Origin of the sequence: Microbacterium sp. 1154, from assembly GCF_031455375.1 — a bacterium.
Classification (GTDB): Bacteria; Actinomycetota; Actinomycetes; order Actinomycetales; family Microbacteriaceae; genus Microbacterium.
Genome location: NZ_JAVDSN010000001.1, coordinates 398686 through 412751, shown reverse-complemented (window position 1 = coordinate 412751; position 14066 = coordinate 398686). Strand labels below are relative to the sequence as shown.

The following is a 14066-nucleotide window of genomic DNA, read 5'->3' as shown; positions in this document are numbered from 1 at the left end:
TCTCGTGTCCGACACCCCGGTGCCCCGAGCCGTGGGGCGGCGTGTCTGCGGGAGAATTCGCCTGGCGGCACCGACCGGTGGTGGCGGGGTGACGCGCCGAGAACGACGGATGCCGCGACCCCGAGGCTTCGAAGAACCCGGGGTCGCGGCATCCGCCGCAGACGACTCAGCTGTTCTGGGGGAAGCCGAGGTTGATGCCGCCGTGGGTGGCGGGATCGAGCCAGCGGCTGGTCACCGCCTTCTCTCGGGTGAAGAAGTCGAAGCCGTGCACGCCGTAGGCCTTGGCATCGCCGAAGAGGGACTTCTTCCAGCCGCCGAAGGAGTGGTACGCGACGGGCACCGGGATCGGCACGTTGATGCCGATCATGCCGACCTGGACCTCGTTCTGGAAGCGTCTGGCCGCCCCGCCGTCGTTCGTGAAGATCGCCGTTCCGTTGCCGAACTCGCCGCTGTTGATGAGGTCGAGTCCCTCCTCGTAGCTCTTCACCCGCACGACCGAGAGCACGGGGCCGAAGATCTCCTCGGTGTAGGCGCGGGAGGTGATGGGCACCTCGTCGAGCAGCGTCGGGCCGAAGAAGAACCCGTCCTCGTGACCATCGACGGTGAACCCGCGCCCGTCGACGACGACCTTCGCGCCATCGGCCTCGGCGATGTCGACGTAGGACGACACCTTGTCGCGATGGGCTCCGCTGATGAGCGGCCCCATGTCGGGTTCGGTGCCGCCGTCTCGTGCCGCCGACCCGTTGCCGATGCGCAGTCGGCCGATGCGCTCCGTGACCTTCGCGATCAGTTCGTCGGCGACCGGCTCGACGGCCAGCACGACGGAGACGGCCATGCAGCGTTCGCCCGCCGCGCCGAAGCCGGCGTTCACGGCCTGGTCCGCCACGAGATCGAGGTCGGCGTCGGGGAGGACCAGCATGTGGTTCTTGGCGCCGCCGAGCGCCTGGACGCGTTTGCCGTTCTTCGCGGCCGTCTCGTAGATGTACTGCGCGATGGGGGTGGAGCCGACGAACGAGATCGACTGCACCACGGGGCTGTTCAGGAGGCCGTCGACGGCGACCTTGTCGCCCTGCAGGACTGTGAACGCCCCGGCGGGCAGACCCGCCTCCGCCCACAGCTGTGCCAGCCAGAGGGATGCCGAGGGGTCCTTCTCGCTGGGCTTGAGCACGACCGCGTTGCCCGCGGCGAGGGCGATGGGGAAGAACCACATCGGCACCATCGCGGGGAAATTGAACGGGCTGATGACGCCGACGACCCCGAGCGGCTGTTTGAGCGAGTAGACGTCGATGCCGTTGGAGGCGTTCTCGCTGAACGCTCCCTTGAGGAGGTGCGGAAAACCCGTCGCGAGTTCGACGACCTCTTGTCCGCGGGCGATCTCACCCATGGCGTCGGAGGGCACCTTGCCGTGCTCGGAGGTGAGGATCTCCGCCAGCTCGGTCTTGCGCGCATTCAAGAGCTCCCGGAAGGCGAAGAGCACGCTCTGCCGCTTGGCGATGGAGTACCCGCTCCAGACGGCGAAACCGCGGTGCGCGGAGGCGATGGCCGCCTCGACCTCCGCCTCGTCGGCGAGGGCGACGTGGGCCTGTACGGCGCCGGTGGCGGGGTTGTATACGGGGGCGGTGCGGCCGCTGGTCGAGGCGGAGGCGGCCCCGTCGATCCAGTGCGCGATGACGGGAAGATCGTGGTCGGTCATGGCACCCAGTAAAAGACGTCCGCGATGTTTGGGCTCCTGCCGATGTGCACACCGCGAGCCCTTCGACCGGACGATGTGGCAGGGCGCTTAGGTCTTGGCTGGGAAATCCGGGCAGCACCCTCTTGCGATTTTGAGAACGATTATCAACGGCGATACGGTCTCCTCATGACCCGTCGCCTCCTCGCCCCTGTCCTCCTCGGGACCGTCTCCGTCCTCGCCCTCGCCGGCTGCGCCGGAGGCACGGCCGCGCCCGCCTCGTCGGACGCGTCCGAAAAGATCAAGATCGTGGCATCCACCGATGTCTACGGGTCCATCGCCCAGGCGATCGGTGGCGACGACGTCGAGGTCGCCTCGATCATCACCTCGCCCAGCCAGGACCCGCACGAGTACGAGGCGAGCGCGCAGGATCAGCTGACGCTCAAGAACGCCGGCCTCGTGATCGAGAACGGCGCGGGCTACGACGCGTTCATGGAGTCGCTCATCGAGGCCAGCGGCACGACGGCCCCCGTGCTCACCGCGGTCGAGTACAACCACGACTACCCGGGCTCGACGGACCACGCCGACGACGCAAGCCCCGCGCCCAGCGAGAGCGCCGATGACCACGGGCACTCCGACGAAGACGGCCACGCCCACATCGAGGGCTTCAACGAGCACGTCTGGTACGACCCGCACACCATCGAAGACCTCACCGAGGCCATCGCCGACGAACTCGGCAAGCTCGCGCCCGAGCACGTGGCCGACTTCAACGCCAACGCCGAGGCATTCACCCAGCAGATCGCCGGTCTCGAGGACTCGCTCGATGCGATCAAGGCGAAGGATGCCGGCAAGAAGATCTTCGTGACCGAGCCGGTGCCCGTGTACCTGACCACGGCGGCGGGCCTCGACAACGCGACCCCGAACGAGTTCAGCGAATCGGTCGAAGAGGGCCAGGACGTCCCGCCCGCGACCCTTCTCGAGTCGCTCCAGTTGCTGGACTCGGGGCAGATCAACGTCATGATCGTCAACCCGCAGACCGGCGGCGCCGAGGTCACGCAGGTCGAGAACGAGGCGAAGGCCAAGAACATCCCCGTGATCGAGTTCACGGAAACGCTCCCCGAGGGTCAGACTTACATCTCGTGGATGCAGAGCAACATCACGGCGCTGTTCGACGCGCTGGCGGCGTGAGCGCGGCCGCACCGCTGCGCATCCGCGGCGCCGCCCTCGAGAGGGGTGGCCGTGAGCTGTGGGCCGGGCTCGACCTCGAGGTCGAGCCCGGCGAGCTCGTCGCCGTGCTCGGCCCGAGCGGCTCGGGCAAAACGACGCTGCTGCGCGCGATCCTCGGGCTCGAGCGTCTGAGCTCCGGCTCGATCGAGGCCCTCGGAGCCCCCGTGCGCCGCGCCGGCAACCGCCGCATCGGCTACATCCCGCAGCAGCGTCCGCTCCCGCGCGAGACGCCCCTGCGCGGCCGCGACATCATCGGTCTGGGCGTCGACGGGCACCGGCTCGGCCTGCCGCTGTCGCGGAAGAAGGACCGCGCGCGCATCGACGAACTGCTCGAGGCGGTCGGGGCCACCGCCTTCGGCGACCGGCCGGTGGGTCTGCTCTCGGGCGGAGAGCAGCAGCGTCTGCGCGTGGGCCAGGCCCTCGCCGACGATCCCGCCCTGCTGCTGTGCGACGAGCCGCTCACGAGCCTCGACCTCGCCAACCAGCAAGCCGTCGTCCGCCTCATCGACCGTCACCGCCGCGAGCGGGACGCGGCCGTCCTGCTGGTCACGCACGACATCAATCCCGTGCTCTCGCGCGTCGACCGCATCCTCTACATCGCCAACGGCCGCTTCACTCTCGGCACCCCCGACGAGGTGCTCACGACCGAGACGCTCTCCGCCCTCTACGGCGCCCCCGTGTACGTCGTGCGCGCGGGCGGTCAGCTGATCGTCGTCGGAGCACCGGATGCCGACGAGGCCCACCACCATCACCACGACGAGGAAGACGCATGAACTGGTCCGACGTCGGCAACGCCCTGTTCGGCGGGGTGAGCCAGTACGGCGCGATCCTCGAACTCGTGCAGAACTCCGTCTATGCGGGGGCCGTACTCGGCCTCGTGGGCGGACTCATCGGCGTCTTCGTCATGCAGCGCGACATGGCCTTCGCCGTGCACGGCATCAGCGAGCTGTCGTTCGCCGGTGCCGCCGTCGCCCTCCTGATCGGCGTCGACGTGGTCTCGGGATCGATCGTTGGCTCGCTCATCGCGGCGGCTCTCATCGGGGTGCTGGGCGCCCGCGCGCGCGATCGCAACTCGATCATCGGCGTGCTCATGCCGTTCGGGCTGGGTGTCGGCATCCTGTGCCTCTCGCTCTACAACGGCCGGAGCGCGACGCGGTTCAGCCTGCTCACCGGCCAGATCGTGTCGGTGCAGAGCGAGCAGCTGGGGTGGCTCGTCGTGATCGGCATCGCGGTACTGGTCGCCCTGCTGCTCATCTGGCGCCCGCTGCGCTTCGACTCGCTCGACCCGCAGTCGGCCGCGGCACGCGGCGTGCCGACCACGGCGGTGTCGCTCGCGTTCATGCTGCTGCTGGGACTCATCGTGGCGGTCGCGGTGCACATCATCGGCGCGCTGCTCGTCATGGCATTGCTGGTGACTCCGGCCGCGGCGGCGATGCGCGTGGCATCCGGGCCCCTCTCGGTGCCGCTGCTCGCGGCGCTGTTCGGTTTCGTCTCGGCCGTGGGCGGGGTCCTGCTCGCGGTGGCCGGAACCCTGCCGGTGAGCCCGTACATCACGACCATCTCGTTCGCGATCTACCTCGTCTGCCGCCTGGTGGGCGCGCGACGCGATCGGACCACCCGCGCGCTCTAGGACGCCCAGCCGATTCACCGATCCCCTCGCTAGACTCGCGGCCATGGTCCAGCGCAATACGTGGCAGCGCGAACGCGTGCGGGAGGCTCTGTCCGGAGCCCCCGGCTTCGTCAGCGCCCAGTCGCTGCACGCGACCCTGCGCGACGAGAACACCGGCATCGGGCTGGCGACGGTCTACCGCACGCTCGCGGGTCTCGCGGCCCGCGGTGACGCCGACTCGCTGCAGAGCCCCGACGGCGAGAACCTGTTCCGTGCCTGCGAGACGCGCGGACACCATCACCACCTGATCTGCCGCTCGTGCGGCAAGGCCGTCGAGATCGCCGCGACCGACGTCGAGGAGTGGGCGCAGCGCACCGCCGCGCAGCACGGCTTCAGCGAGGCCGAGCACGTCGTCGACATCTTCGGCATCTGCACCGAGTGCGCCCACGCCCGGGCTCGTGAGCGTGGCGACGAGTAGTCGCACCACGGCTCCCACGCCGCAACGCTCGGGCGCCTCCCGCACCCTCGTCGCGCTCGGCCTGGGTGTCGTCGTGGTCACGGCGTTGTTCCTCGTCGACGCTTTCGCCCCCACGTTCTTCGCGCAGCCGTTGCCGACGCGCGCGCAAGACGGTCTCACGCTCGCTCTCAGCGTGCTCATCGAGTCGCTGCCCTTCGTGGTCCTCGGCGTCGTGCTGTCGATCATCGTGCAGGTGTGGGTCCCGCCGGGGGCGATCGAGCGATGGATGCCGCGCGCGCCGTGGGCGCGCCGGGCGGTTCTGTCGCTGCTGGGCATGTTCATCCCGGTCTGCGAGTGCGGGAACGTGCCCTTCGCGCGCGGTCTGCTCATGCGCGGCTTCGGCGTCAGCGACACCCTGACGTTCCTCGTCGCCGCACCGATCGTGAACCCGATCGTCATCATCAGCACCCACGCGGCCTTCGGCTTCAGCGACGGCATCCTGGTGGCGCGCCTGATCGGCGGCTACCTGGTCGCCAACCTCATCGGCTGGCTGTACAGCCGGCATCCCGAACCCGACAAGCTGCTCACCGAACGCTTCCTCGAGACGTGCGAGATCGTGGTGCAGGAGCGCGGCGACCGCGGCCGGCGCACCCTCGCCCAGTTCGTCGTCGAACTGCGCTCGGTCATGCCCGCCCTCATCATCGGCTCGCTGCTGGCCGGGGCGGTGCAGGTTCTCGTGCCGCGTAGCGCGCTGCTCGCCATCGGATCCGACCCCGCGCTGTCGATCGCGGCCATGATGGCGCTCGCGATCGTGGTGTCGCTGTGCTCGAACGTCGACGCGTTCTTCGCGCTGTCGTTCGCCTCGACCTTCACTCCCGGCTCGATCGTGGCGTTCCTCGTGGTGGGTCCGATCATCGACCTCAAGATGATGGCGCTGCTGCGCACGACCTTCTCGACCCGCGTTCTCGTGGGCATGACGGTCGTCGTCGTGCTCTTCGCCTTCACGCTCGGAACGGTGGTGAACCTCCTTGTCTAGAACGGGTGCTCTCGCCACGCGCTGGCTCGGGGTGGGCCTGACCGCGTGCCTGTCGATCACGACCATCACGCTGTGGGCCACCGGCCGCATGGCGTTGTACATCAACCCCGATTCGGCGTGGTTCGCCGTCGGCATGGCCTTCCTCGCACTGGTGGGCGCGATCGCGTCCTTCGCCCTGCCCCTCGGTGCCGAGGCCGACCACGGGCACGATCACGAGCACGGCCACGCTCCCGCCGCGGCCTCCGCCCGGCGGGAGGCGTTCGCGCACGCCGACCACGAGCACTCCGACCCGCTCGACGAGCACGATCACGCGGCCCACGACCACCTCGCCGCCCGCCCGCGCCTGACCCCCGGCGGGATCGCGGCGTTCACCGGCGGTGTGCTCGCCTCGGGGGCGGTGATCGCCGTGCTGCTGACTCCCGCGGCCTCGCTGTCGACCGAGCTCGCGGTCTCGCGCGACGTCGGAGCCCCGCCCTTGTTCGCCGGCTCCGACGTGGTGACCCTCGCCGCCTCGGGCGACACCTCGAAGTTCGGCATCGGCGACTGGTCGGCCGTCTTCGCGCACGCCACCAACCCCGAGACGTTCGACGGCAAACCCGTGACCCTCACCGGGTTCATCACCCCGGCCAACGACGGCTCGAGCTTCGATCTCACCCGGCTCGTGATCACGCACTGCGTCATCGACGCGCAGACCGCCCGCCTGCCGATCGCGGCGACCACCGACGCCCCGTCGACCGGGCAATGGGTGACCGTGACCGGCACGGTGCGTTCGAGCGGCGACGGCAAGCTGGCCGTGCACGCCGATCAGGTCGCGGCGATCTCCGAGCCCGCGGACCCGTATGAGTACTGATGCACGCCGCGGCGGCGACTCCCGTCGTTCGCGCGCGCGTCGTCGGCGCGGGCGCGGCTTCGCGATCGCCTTCGCCGCGGTCCTCGTCGGTCTCGTCGTCGTGGGCGGCCTCGGCGGAGTGGTGGCCGTGGCCCAGGGGCCCCGCGTCACGGATGTGCAGGTCGATCCGGCGGCCGCGGTCGCGGCATCCGGCTCCCGCGTGATCCTCACCACGACCCAGTCGCTCGAGAAGGTCGATCCCTCTCAGGTCCAGGTGGACCCTGCGACGCCTTTCACGGTCGACACCGCGGGCCGCAGCGTCGGCGTGCGTTTCACGCTGCCGCTGCGCGACGACACCGACTACACGATCACCGTCAACGGGGTGAACGGACTGGGCGCGGGACCGGCCTCGACGCTCACCGAGACCTTCCGCACTCCGGCTCTGCAGGCCTACCTCATGCAGCGCGGCACCCCCGAGGGAGACACGATCTTCCGCACCGACCTGCAGGGGCAGGCGGGGCTGCCCGTCTTCGTGCACCCCCACATCGAGGACTTCCGCGCCACGGCGAACCACCTCGTCGTCTCGGTGCGCGACGGCGACACCCCGCGGATCATCGTGACCGACCCCGACGGCAAGAACCAGCGCGACATCGCCCTGCCCGGTCCCGGCTACGTCACCAATCTGCAGTCCGCCGACCGCGGTGAGCGCATCGGCTTCACTTTCTCGGATGCCGACCTGGGTGCCGCCGGAGGCCGCGAGAGCCGTCTGTTCACGGCGTCGGTCGCCGACGACTCCCCGCCCGTCGAGGTGGGCCTGAACGGCGGCGACGTCCGCATCGCCGACTACCGTTTCGTGCCCGACACCGACAGCATGCTGGTGTTGACCTTCGACTCGCGCCTGCTGCTGACCGACGCGCAGGGCGGCAACGCCGCGCCGCTCGGCAGCGCCGTGTCGATCGACGGCATCGCGCGCGGGTCGTCGGTGGCGATCGTCGAGCGCATCGAGGGCATCCGCGAGATCAACCTGACCGACGGCTCCGAGCAGGCACTCGTCGACCCGGTGGATCCGCCGGGGATGGCGGGGCGCGCGACCCCCCTGCCCGGAGCGGGAGCGGGCACCATCCGCTCGTTCGCCGACATCAGCCCCGACGGGGTCTCACGATCGACGATCGTCTCGCACGTCGCCACCGACGGCACCGTACGGCAGCTGCTGAGCGTGCCGGGCTCCGACACCGTGCTGCAGACGTGCGTGTCCCCGAGTGGGCGCTACGCCGCCGTTCTCGTCGCCCCCCGCGCCGTCGACAACCCCTTCGACAGGTACCAGCTACCGCTCCCGCAACGCCTGCTCACCCACCTCGTCGAGGTCGACACCGGTCAGGAGGTCGTGGCGCTGCAGGGCTTCGACCTGTCGTGGTGTCAGGTGCCCCCGCAGTGATGCGGCCCGCGACCCGCGCCGATCTCGCCGACCTGCCGGTCGAGGTCGCGCCGCGGCTGCTCGGAGCCCTGCTCGAGACGGAGGTCGCCGGGGACCGGGTCGTCGCGCGTCTGACGGAGGTCGAGGCGTACCACGGCCGCGGCACCGGAGATCAGCCCGACCCGGGCTCGCACGCTCGCATGGGACCGACCGCGCGCAACGCCACCATGTGGGGCGAGCCCGGTCACCTGTACGTGTACCTGAGCCATGGCATCCACTCGTGCGTCAACGTCGTGTGCGGACCCGACGGTGTCGCCGGGGGAGTGCTGCTGCGTGGGGGCGAGATCGTCGAGGGGGCGGACATCGCCGAACGCCGGCGCCTCGAGCGCCGTGGCGCCGTCCGGGCGGCGCGCGATCTGGCTCGTGGTCCCGGGCGCTTCGGAGACGCGGTGGGCCTGCGGCATCCGATCCACGACGGCATCGATGCGGTCACCGGCGAGGTGCGCGCGGGCGCGCGAGCGCGGTTGCTTCTGCCCGAGGCCCCGCCGGCGATCGTGGCGACCGGGCCGCGCGTGGGTGTCGCGGGCGTCGCCGGGACGGATGCGTTCCCCTGGCGGTTCTGGATCGAGGGGGATGCCACGGTCTCGGCGTTCCGATGGGGGCGGGGCGCAGCCGAGGCTGCCGCCCGTCAAGGCGACACGCCGCCCGTGCTAGACTGAGCCCTTGTCTGCGCGCACTCCAGCACGCAGTTCGCATCCCATACCCTGATCCCGGCCTTCGGTCGTGCTCAGACGGGGTGCAGACAAGGGATCTTGGGTGGCACCGTCCGGTGTCACGGTACAGAAGGAGACATCACCATGGCAGCAGTGTGCCAGGTGACTGGAGCGGTTCCCGGCTTCGGTCACAACATCTCGCACTCGCACCGCCGGACGAAGCGCCGCTTCGACCCGAACGTGCAGAAGAAGACCTACTTCGTTCCGTCGCTGGGTCGCAACATCAAGCTCAACGTTTCGGCGAAGGGCATCAAGGTCATCGACGCTCGCGGCATCGAGTCCGTCGTCCGTGACCTGCAGGCGAAGGGCGTGAAGCTGTAATGGCGAAGAAGGCTCAGGACGTCCGTCCGATCATCAAGCTGCGTTCGACCGCCGGCACGGGGTACACCTACGTGACGCGCAAGAACCGCCGCAACAACCCCGACCGCATCGTGCTCAAGAAGTACGACCCCGTGGTCCGCAAGCACGTCGACTTCCGAGAGGAGCGCTAAGCACATGGCTAAGAAGAGCAAGATCGCGCGCAACGAGCAGCGCAAGGTCGTCGTCGAGCGCTACGCCGCGAAGCGCGCCGAGCTGAAGAAGACCCTGGTCGACCCCACCGCGACCGACGAGGCCCGCGAGGCCGCCCGCGTGGGCCTGCAGAAGCTGCCCCGCAACGCGTCGCCCGCGCGCGTGCGCAGCCGCGACGTCATCGACGGCCGCCCCCGTGGCGTCCTCACGAAGTTCGGCGTCTCGCGCGTCCGCTTCCGTGACATGGCCCACCGTGGCGAGCTGCCCGGTGTGACCAAGTCGTCCTGGTAAGCACCAGACACCCGATCGAAGGGCGGGGGTTCCGAGAGGAGCCCTCGCCCTTCGGCGTTCCCGAGGTCGCCGCGCGGGCTCAGGCGTCGACGACGTTCAGCTGCTCGATCGCCTCGGCCCGCCCGCTGACGCCGAGCTTGAGGTAGATCGACCGCACCTGGCTCTTCACCGTGTTGAGTGAGACGCCGCGCTCTCGCGCGATCTCCGCGAGGCTGAGCGGGCCGTCGAGCAGCGAGGCCAGGGCGCGCTCCGTCGGTGTGAGGCCCGGCACGGCCCACGCCGGGGTGCTCTCGCTGTCGGGTGCCGCCACGCGGGCGAGGATCGCCTCGAGAGGGGCGGCGAGATGCCGCACCTCCGGGTTGAGGGCCATGACGTCCCTCATGAGCCGGCGCGTCTCGTCGTGCGGGAGCATGAGGAACGGGGTCGCCCACGTTTCGGTGCGTTCCATGATCAGCAGCGCCGCCTCCATGCTCTGATGTGCGCGGCGGGTGTTGCCGAGGCGCTGCTGGGCGAGCGCGCGGCGGAGCAGCACGGGCGTGAAGGTACGCAGACAGTGCTCGGTCTCGGATGCCACGCAGGCATCGGTCTCGACCAGGAGTTCGCGCTCTCGTCCGAGACGCAGCAGCGCGGTGGCTCGCTGCGTCGAGAAGCAGATGCCGTGACCCTCCGGGTTGTCGTACGGGGCGAGCACGGCGAGAGCCTGAAGGTCGTCGCCCTGAGCGACGTAGAGGTCGGAGAGGATGCCCACCAGGAAGTGACGCACCAGGCGGTGGCTCGCGCTCCGCAGGCAGCCGTGGAGCAGCTCACGCGCCTCGGCCCGCCCGTCGGCGAACCGGTGTAGGAGGAGCTTGGTCATCACTCCCGCCGCCCGAGCCGTGTACGCCCCGTACGGGTCGTCGCGACGGGCGCGCGCCATCGCTTCGGTGACGGCGGTGAGGCCTTCGACGTCGCAGCGTGCCGACGCGGTGAGGATCTCGGCGAGGAAGACGAGGTACGCGGTCACTTCGATCGGCCATCCCGTGGCGGTGAAGATGTCTCCGGCCGCGGCGAGGGCACCCTTGGTCGCGGTGTACTCGCCGTTGATCGCGTGTCCCAGCGCGATGACGGAGAGGGCGCGATACCGCAGAGCGGGGGTGTCGGCGAACAGGAGCGCCTCCGCTCCGAACCGTGCGGTGTGCTGCGCGGAGCCGATCGCGCCGCAGTACTCGCCGACGCTGGCCAGCAGCTGCGCCCGACCGCCGTACGACAGAGCGGCGGGGCGTTTGAGCCGCACGTCGTCGAAGTACACACGCACGGCATCGGAGCCGTCCCCGAGAGCGTCGCGTCGCGCCCGCGCCGACAGCAGGGCCGCGACCGTCTGCGCGGTGGCGTCGGTCCACACCGCGGGAGGAGGCGGGAGCTCCGCTTCGGCCAAGAGCGCGAGATGACGGGGGATCGGGATGCCGCGACCCGGTGCGAGGCGGGTCGCCGTCGTGACGGCCGCGGCGCGCAGGGCCGCACGAGCGTCGATGGAGGAAGGAGTCCCGGGCATCGCACCTCCGCGGGATCGGCCAGTAAGGCAGTTTCAAACCGTTCAGGGTAATTCTGCACCGTTTTGTAGATCGAGGCCGCCGCGAAGGTCGCTCTCTTACGCAGAACTCTCCGGGACCCCGCGTTCGGGCCCTGCGGGGTCGGGCGTTCGCCGCCCCCGCGGAAGGACTCCGCGCACGCGCCTCAGGCGCCCCATCCACCCCTTCCGCGCCGCGACACGCCGGCGGGAAAGGGAGGAAAAGCGTCAGAATCCGCGTAATTCCGCGGTTCGGTTGATACTGTCGAGGCGGTCTCCCGACCAACGAGGAGGATTTTCCCCTCGTCCGCGTAACGAGAGGCGACCGAGTCGTCGCCTGGAGGACAACCACATGGCTGACAAGTCCATCACCAAGACCGAGCTCGTCGCGAGCATCGCCAGCGCGACCGGCCAGAGCCAGTCCGCCGTGTCGGGCGTGCTCGACTCCCTCTTCTCCACCGTCTCCGAGGCGGTCGCCAAGGGCAGCAAGGTCTCGATCCCCGGTTGGATCGCCTTCGAGCAGGTCGCGACGTCGGCTCGCACGGGCCGCAACCCCCAGACGGGCGAAGAGATCTCGATCCCCGCCGGCAAGCGCGTCAAGGTGACCGCGGGCTCCAAGCTGAAGGCCGCCGTCAAGTAAGACGACGTCGAATCACAGAGGGGGGATGCCACGCGGCATCCCCCCTCTGTCGTTCCCGCGCGACGTAGGCTGAGGGGGTGAATCCCCGCCTGCTCCGCGTCGCGGGACCCGTCATCCTCGTCGTGGTCTCGCTGATCGCCGTCGCGGTGGGGCTCGCCTACGGCGGGGGAGCAGCCCCCACGCAGCTCGCCGACCCCGGACCGGTCGTCCGTTGGGGGCTTCCGATCGCCACGGTCGTGGTCAACCTCTCCGCCGCCACGATGGTCGGTTCTTTGGTGCTGGCCCTCTTCGCTCTGACCGCGGGAGAGCGACCGTTCGAGATCGCCCTCGACACGGCATCCATCGGCGCCGCCGTCTTCACCGTCTCGGCGGCCACCACGGGGTATCTCACCTTCCTGAACGTCCTGAACGCGAAGCCGACGCTCGATGCCGTGTTCGGGCAGCAGCTCGGGCGCTTCCTCGTCGAGAGCTCGATCGGGCAGGCCTGGCTGATCACCACGATCGCCGGCGCGGTGCTGACGGTGCTCACTTTCGCCGTCCGATCGTGGATCCCGACCCTCGTCGTCGCGATCCTCGCGCTGGCCTCGCTCATCCCGATGGGGACGCAGGGGCACGCCGGCGAGGAGGCCAGCCACAACGCCGCCGTGACCTCGCTGGTGCTGCACATCATGGCCGCGGCCGTGTGGCTCGGCGGTCTGATCCTGCTCGTGGTGGTGCGTCCGGCGATGTCGCGGGGCCAGTTGCAGACGACGCTCCTGCGCTACTCGTCGATCGCCCTGGTCGCGTTCATCGTCGTCGCGGTCTCGGGAACGGTTCGCGCCTCGATCGGCCTGCTGGGCCTGCAGAACCTCTGGTCCGCGTACGGCATCCTCGTGCTGGTCAAGGTCGGTGCTCTGATCGCGATGGGCGTGCTGGGCGCGTGGTACCGCCGTCGCCTCATCTCGCGCATGGCCGATGAGCCGGGCTCGCGCCGGTTCTGGGGCGTCATCACTCTCGAGCTGGCCTTCATGGGCATCGCCAGCGGCGTCGCCGCGGCTCTCGCGCGGACGCCCCCGCCGGTGCAGCCCCCGCTCGTGGGGCAGACCCCGGCCGAGGTGCTGACCGGCGCGCCGCTGCCGCCCGAGCTGACGATCGAGCGCTGGTTCACCGCGTGGGACATCGACCTGCTCTGGACGTTGATCGTGGCCTTCGGGGTGTTCTTCTACCTGGCGGGCGTCTACCGGCTGCTGCGCCGCGGTGACTCGTGGCCGATCTACCGCACGGTGCTGTGGTGCCTCGGCATGCTGGGCGTGTTCTGGGTCACCTCGGGTCCGATCAACGTGTACCAGGACTACCTGTTCAGCATGCACATGATCGGGCACATGCTGCTGTCGATGGCGATCCCGCTGCTGCTGGTCGCGGGGGCGCCGGTGTCGCTCGCGGCCCGCGCGATCCGCAAACGCACCGACGGCACGCGCGGCGGCCGCGAGTGGATCCTCTGGGCGGTGCACAACCCGGTCGCGAAGGTGCTGACCAACCCCTACGTGGCGGCGGGCCTGTTCATCGGTTCGCTCTGGGCGTTCTACTACACGGATCTGTTCCGGTGGTCGCTGTACGACCACGTCGGGCACATCTGGATGGTCGCCCACTTCCTTGTGACCGGCTACCTCTTCGTGCTCAGCCTCATCGGCATCGATCCCGTGCCGTACCGCCTGCCGTACCCGATGCGCCTGCTGGTGCTCATCGCGATCATGGCGATGCACGCCTTCTTCGGCATCGCGATCATGATGAACTCGGGTCTGATGGTGGCGGAGTGGTTCGGGGCCATGGGGCGCACCTGGGGAGCGACGCCGCTGCAGGACCAGTACGTCGGCGGCGGCGTGGCGTGGTCGGTCGGCGAGATCCCGACCCTGATCCTCGCGATCGCGGTGGCCATCCAGTGGAGTCGCAGCGACGAGCGCCAGCAGCGCCGGCGCGACCGCCACGTCGACCGCGTCGGAGACCTCGAACTCGACGCGTACAACGAAGAGCTGCGGCGACTGGCCGATCGCGACGCGCGGGTCGCGTCGCGCGGCGCCTAGAGCGG

15 protein-coding genes are annotated in these 14066 nt (G+C 69.9%); 13 read left to right on the top strand and 2 right to left on the bottom strand.

Annotated elements, in window-relative coordinates:
* Nucleotides 1-166 precede the first annotated feature (166 nt).
* Nucleotides 167-1693, bottom strand: coding sequence for a CoA-acylating methylmalonate-semialdehyde dehydrogenase (locus J2X55_RS01780; RefSeq protein ID WP_309821622.1), 1527 nt, complete (start codon nt 1691-1693; stop codon nt 167-169).
* A gap of 165 nt (nt 1694-1858) precedes the next feature.
* On the opposite strand from J2X55_RS01780, the gene J2X55_RS01775 reads away from it, so the two are divergent.
* The 11 genes from J2X55_RS01775 (at nt 1859) to rpsN (ending at nt 9815) form a co-directional block, all read left to right on the top strand.
* Nucleotides 1859-2857, top strand: a complete 999-nt coding sequence (locus J2X55_RS01775; RefSeq protein WP_309821621.1) for a metal ABC transporter solute-binding protein, Zn/Mn family — start codon at nt 1859-1861, stop codon at nt 2855-2857.
* Entirely contained in the window at nt 2854-3669 is an 816-nt protein-coding gene (locus tag J2X55_RS01770; RefSeq protein ID WP_115916652.1) for a metal ABC transporter ATP-binding protein, read from the top strand. The genes J2X55_RS01775 and J2X55_RS01770 overlap by 4 nt, the downstream gene beginning before the upstream one ends.
* Nucleotides 3666-4526 (top strand): metal ABC transporter permease, encoded by an 861-nt coding sequence (locus J2X55_RS01765; RefSeq protein WP_115916654.1) that lies wholly within the window; start codon nt 3666-3668, stop codon nt 4524-4526. Before J2X55_RS01770 ends, J2X55_RS01765 begins: the two co-directional genes overlap by 4 nt.
* Nucleotides 4527-4569: 43 nt before the next feature.
* Nucleotides 4570-4983 carry a Fur family transcriptional regulator gene (locus J2X55_RS01760; protein ID WP_115916656.1) on the top strand — a complete coding sequence of 138 codons (414 nt, stop codon included), beginning with the start codon at nt 4570-4572 and terminating at the stop codon, nt 4981-4983.
* On the top strand, nt 4964-5998 hold the full coding sequence (locus tag J2X55_RS01755) for a permease (protein ID WP_309821620.1): 1035 nt from the start codon (nt 4964-4966) through the stop codon (nt 5996-5998). Before J2X55_RS01760 ends, J2X55_RS01755 begins: the two co-directional genes overlap by 20 nt.
* Entirely contained in the window at nt 5991-6848 is an 858-nt protein-coding gene (locus tag J2X55_RS01750) for a DUF1980 domain-containing protein (protein ID WP_115916660.1), read from the top strand. The genes J2X55_RS01755 and J2X55_RS01750 overlap by 8 nt, the downstream gene beginning before the upstream one ends.
* Complete coding sequence (locus J2X55_RS01745; protein ID WP_309821619.1) at nt 6838-8262, top strand: hypothetical protein; 1425 nt, start codon at nt 6838-6840, stop codon at nt 8260-8262. Before J2X55_RS01750 ends, J2X55_RS01745 begins: the two co-directional genes overlap by 11 nt.
* The gene (locus J2X55_RS01740) at nt 8262-8960 is read left to right on the top strand and encodes a DNA-3-methyladenine glycosylase (RefSeq protein WP_309821618.1); all 699 of its coding nucleotides are present in this window, start codon (nt 8262-8264) and stop codon (nt 8958-8960) included. The genes J2X55_RS01745 and J2X55_RS01740 overlap by 1 nt, the downstream gene beginning before the upstream one ends.
* A 138-nt stretch (nt 8961-9098) precedes the next feature.
* Complete coding sequence (gene rpmB / locus J2X55_RS01735) at nt 9099-9335, top strand: 50S ribosomal protein L28 (protein WP_055832508.1); 237 nt, start codon at nt 9099-9101, stop codon at nt 9333-9335.
* The gene (rpmG, locus tag J2X55_RS01730; RefSeq protein WP_013584775.1) at nt 9335-9505 is read left to right on the top strand and encodes a 50S ribosomal protein L33; all 171 of its coding nucleotides are present in this window, start codon (nt 9335-9337) and stop codon (nt 9503-9505) included. The genes rpmB and rpmG overlap by 1 nt, the downstream gene beginning before the upstream one ends.
* A gap of 4 nt (nt 9506-9509) precedes the next feature.
* On the top strand, nt 9510-9815 hold the full coding sequence (gene rpsN / locus J2X55_RS01725) for a 30S ribosomal protein S14 (protein WP_013584776.1): 306 nt from the start codon (nt 9510-9512) through the stop codon (nt 9813-9815).
* Between the two features lie 79 nt (nt 9816-9894).
* Here the strand turns inward: rpsN and J2X55_RS01720 are convergent, their stop codons facing one another.
* The gene (locus tag J2X55_RS01720; protein ID WP_309821617.1) at nt 9895-11346 is read right to left on the bottom strand and encodes a LuxR C-terminal-related transcriptional regulator; all 1452 of its coding nucleotides are present in this window, start codon (nt 11344-11346) and stop codon (nt 9895-9897) included.
* A 367-nt stretch (nt 11347-11713) separates the two neighbouring features.
* On the opposite strand from J2X55_RS01720, the gene J2X55_RS01715 reads away from it, so the two are divergent.
* Nucleotides 11714-12001, top strand: a complete 288-nt coding sequence (locus J2X55_RS01715; RefSeq protein ID WP_013584778.1) for an HU family DNA-binding protein — start codon at nt 11714-11716, stop codon at nt 11999-12001.
* A gap of 77 nt (nt 12002-12078) precedes the next feature.
* Nucleotides 12079-14061, top strand: coding sequence for a cytochrome c oxidase assembly protein (locus J2X55_RS01710; protein WP_309821616.1), 1983 nt, complete (start codon nt 12079-12081; stop codon nt 14059-14061).
* Nucleotides 14062-14066 lie beyond the last annotated feature (5 nt).

Bases quoted from the DNA above. Each gene is read 5' to 3' on its own strand.
- J2X55_RS01780 (WP_309821622.1), bottom strand. From the start codon at position 1,693: ATGACCGACCACGATCTTCCCGTCATCGCGCACTGGATCGACGGGGCC.
- J2X55_RS01775 (WP_309821621.1), top strand. From the start codon at position 1,859: ATGACCCGTCGCCTCCTCGCCCCTGTCCTCCTCGGGACCGTCTCCGTC.
- J2X55_RS01765 (WP_115916654.1), top strand. From the start codon at position 3,666: ATGAACTGGTCCGACGTCGGCAACGCCCTGTTCGGCGGGGTGAGCCAG.
- J2X55_RS01760 (WP_115916656.1), top strand. From the start codon at position 4,570: ATGGTCCAGCGCAATACGTGGCAGCGCGAACGCGTGCGGGAGGCTCTG.
- J2X55_RS01745 (WP_309821619.1), top strand. From the start codon at position 6,838: ATGAGTACTGATGCACGCCGCGGCGGCGACTCCCGTCGTTCGCGCGCG.
- J2X55_RS01740 (WP_309821618.1), top strand. From the start codon at position 8,262: ATGCGGCCCGCGACCCGCGCCGATCTCGCCGACCTGCCGGTCGAGGTC.
- rpmB (WP_055832508.1), top strand. From the start codon at position 9,099: ATGGCAGCAGTGTGCCAGGTGACTGGAGCGGTTCCCGGCTTCGGTCAC.
- rpmG (WP_013584775.1), top strand. From the start codon at position 9,335: ATGGCGAAGAAGGCTCAGGACGTCCGTCCGATCATCAAGCTGCGTTCG.
- rpsN (WP_013584776.1), top strand. From the start codon at position 9,510: ATGGCTAAGAAGAGCAAGATCGCGCGCAACGAGCAGCGCAAGGTCGTC.
- J2X55_RS01720 (WP_309821617.1), bottom strand. From the start codon at position 11,346: ATGCCCGGGACTCCTTCCTCCATCGACGCTCGTGCGGCCCTGCGCGCC.
- J2X55_RS01715 (WP_013584778.1), top strand. From the start codon at position 11,714: ATGGCTGACAAGTCCATCACCAAGACCGAGCTCGTCGCGAGCATCGCC.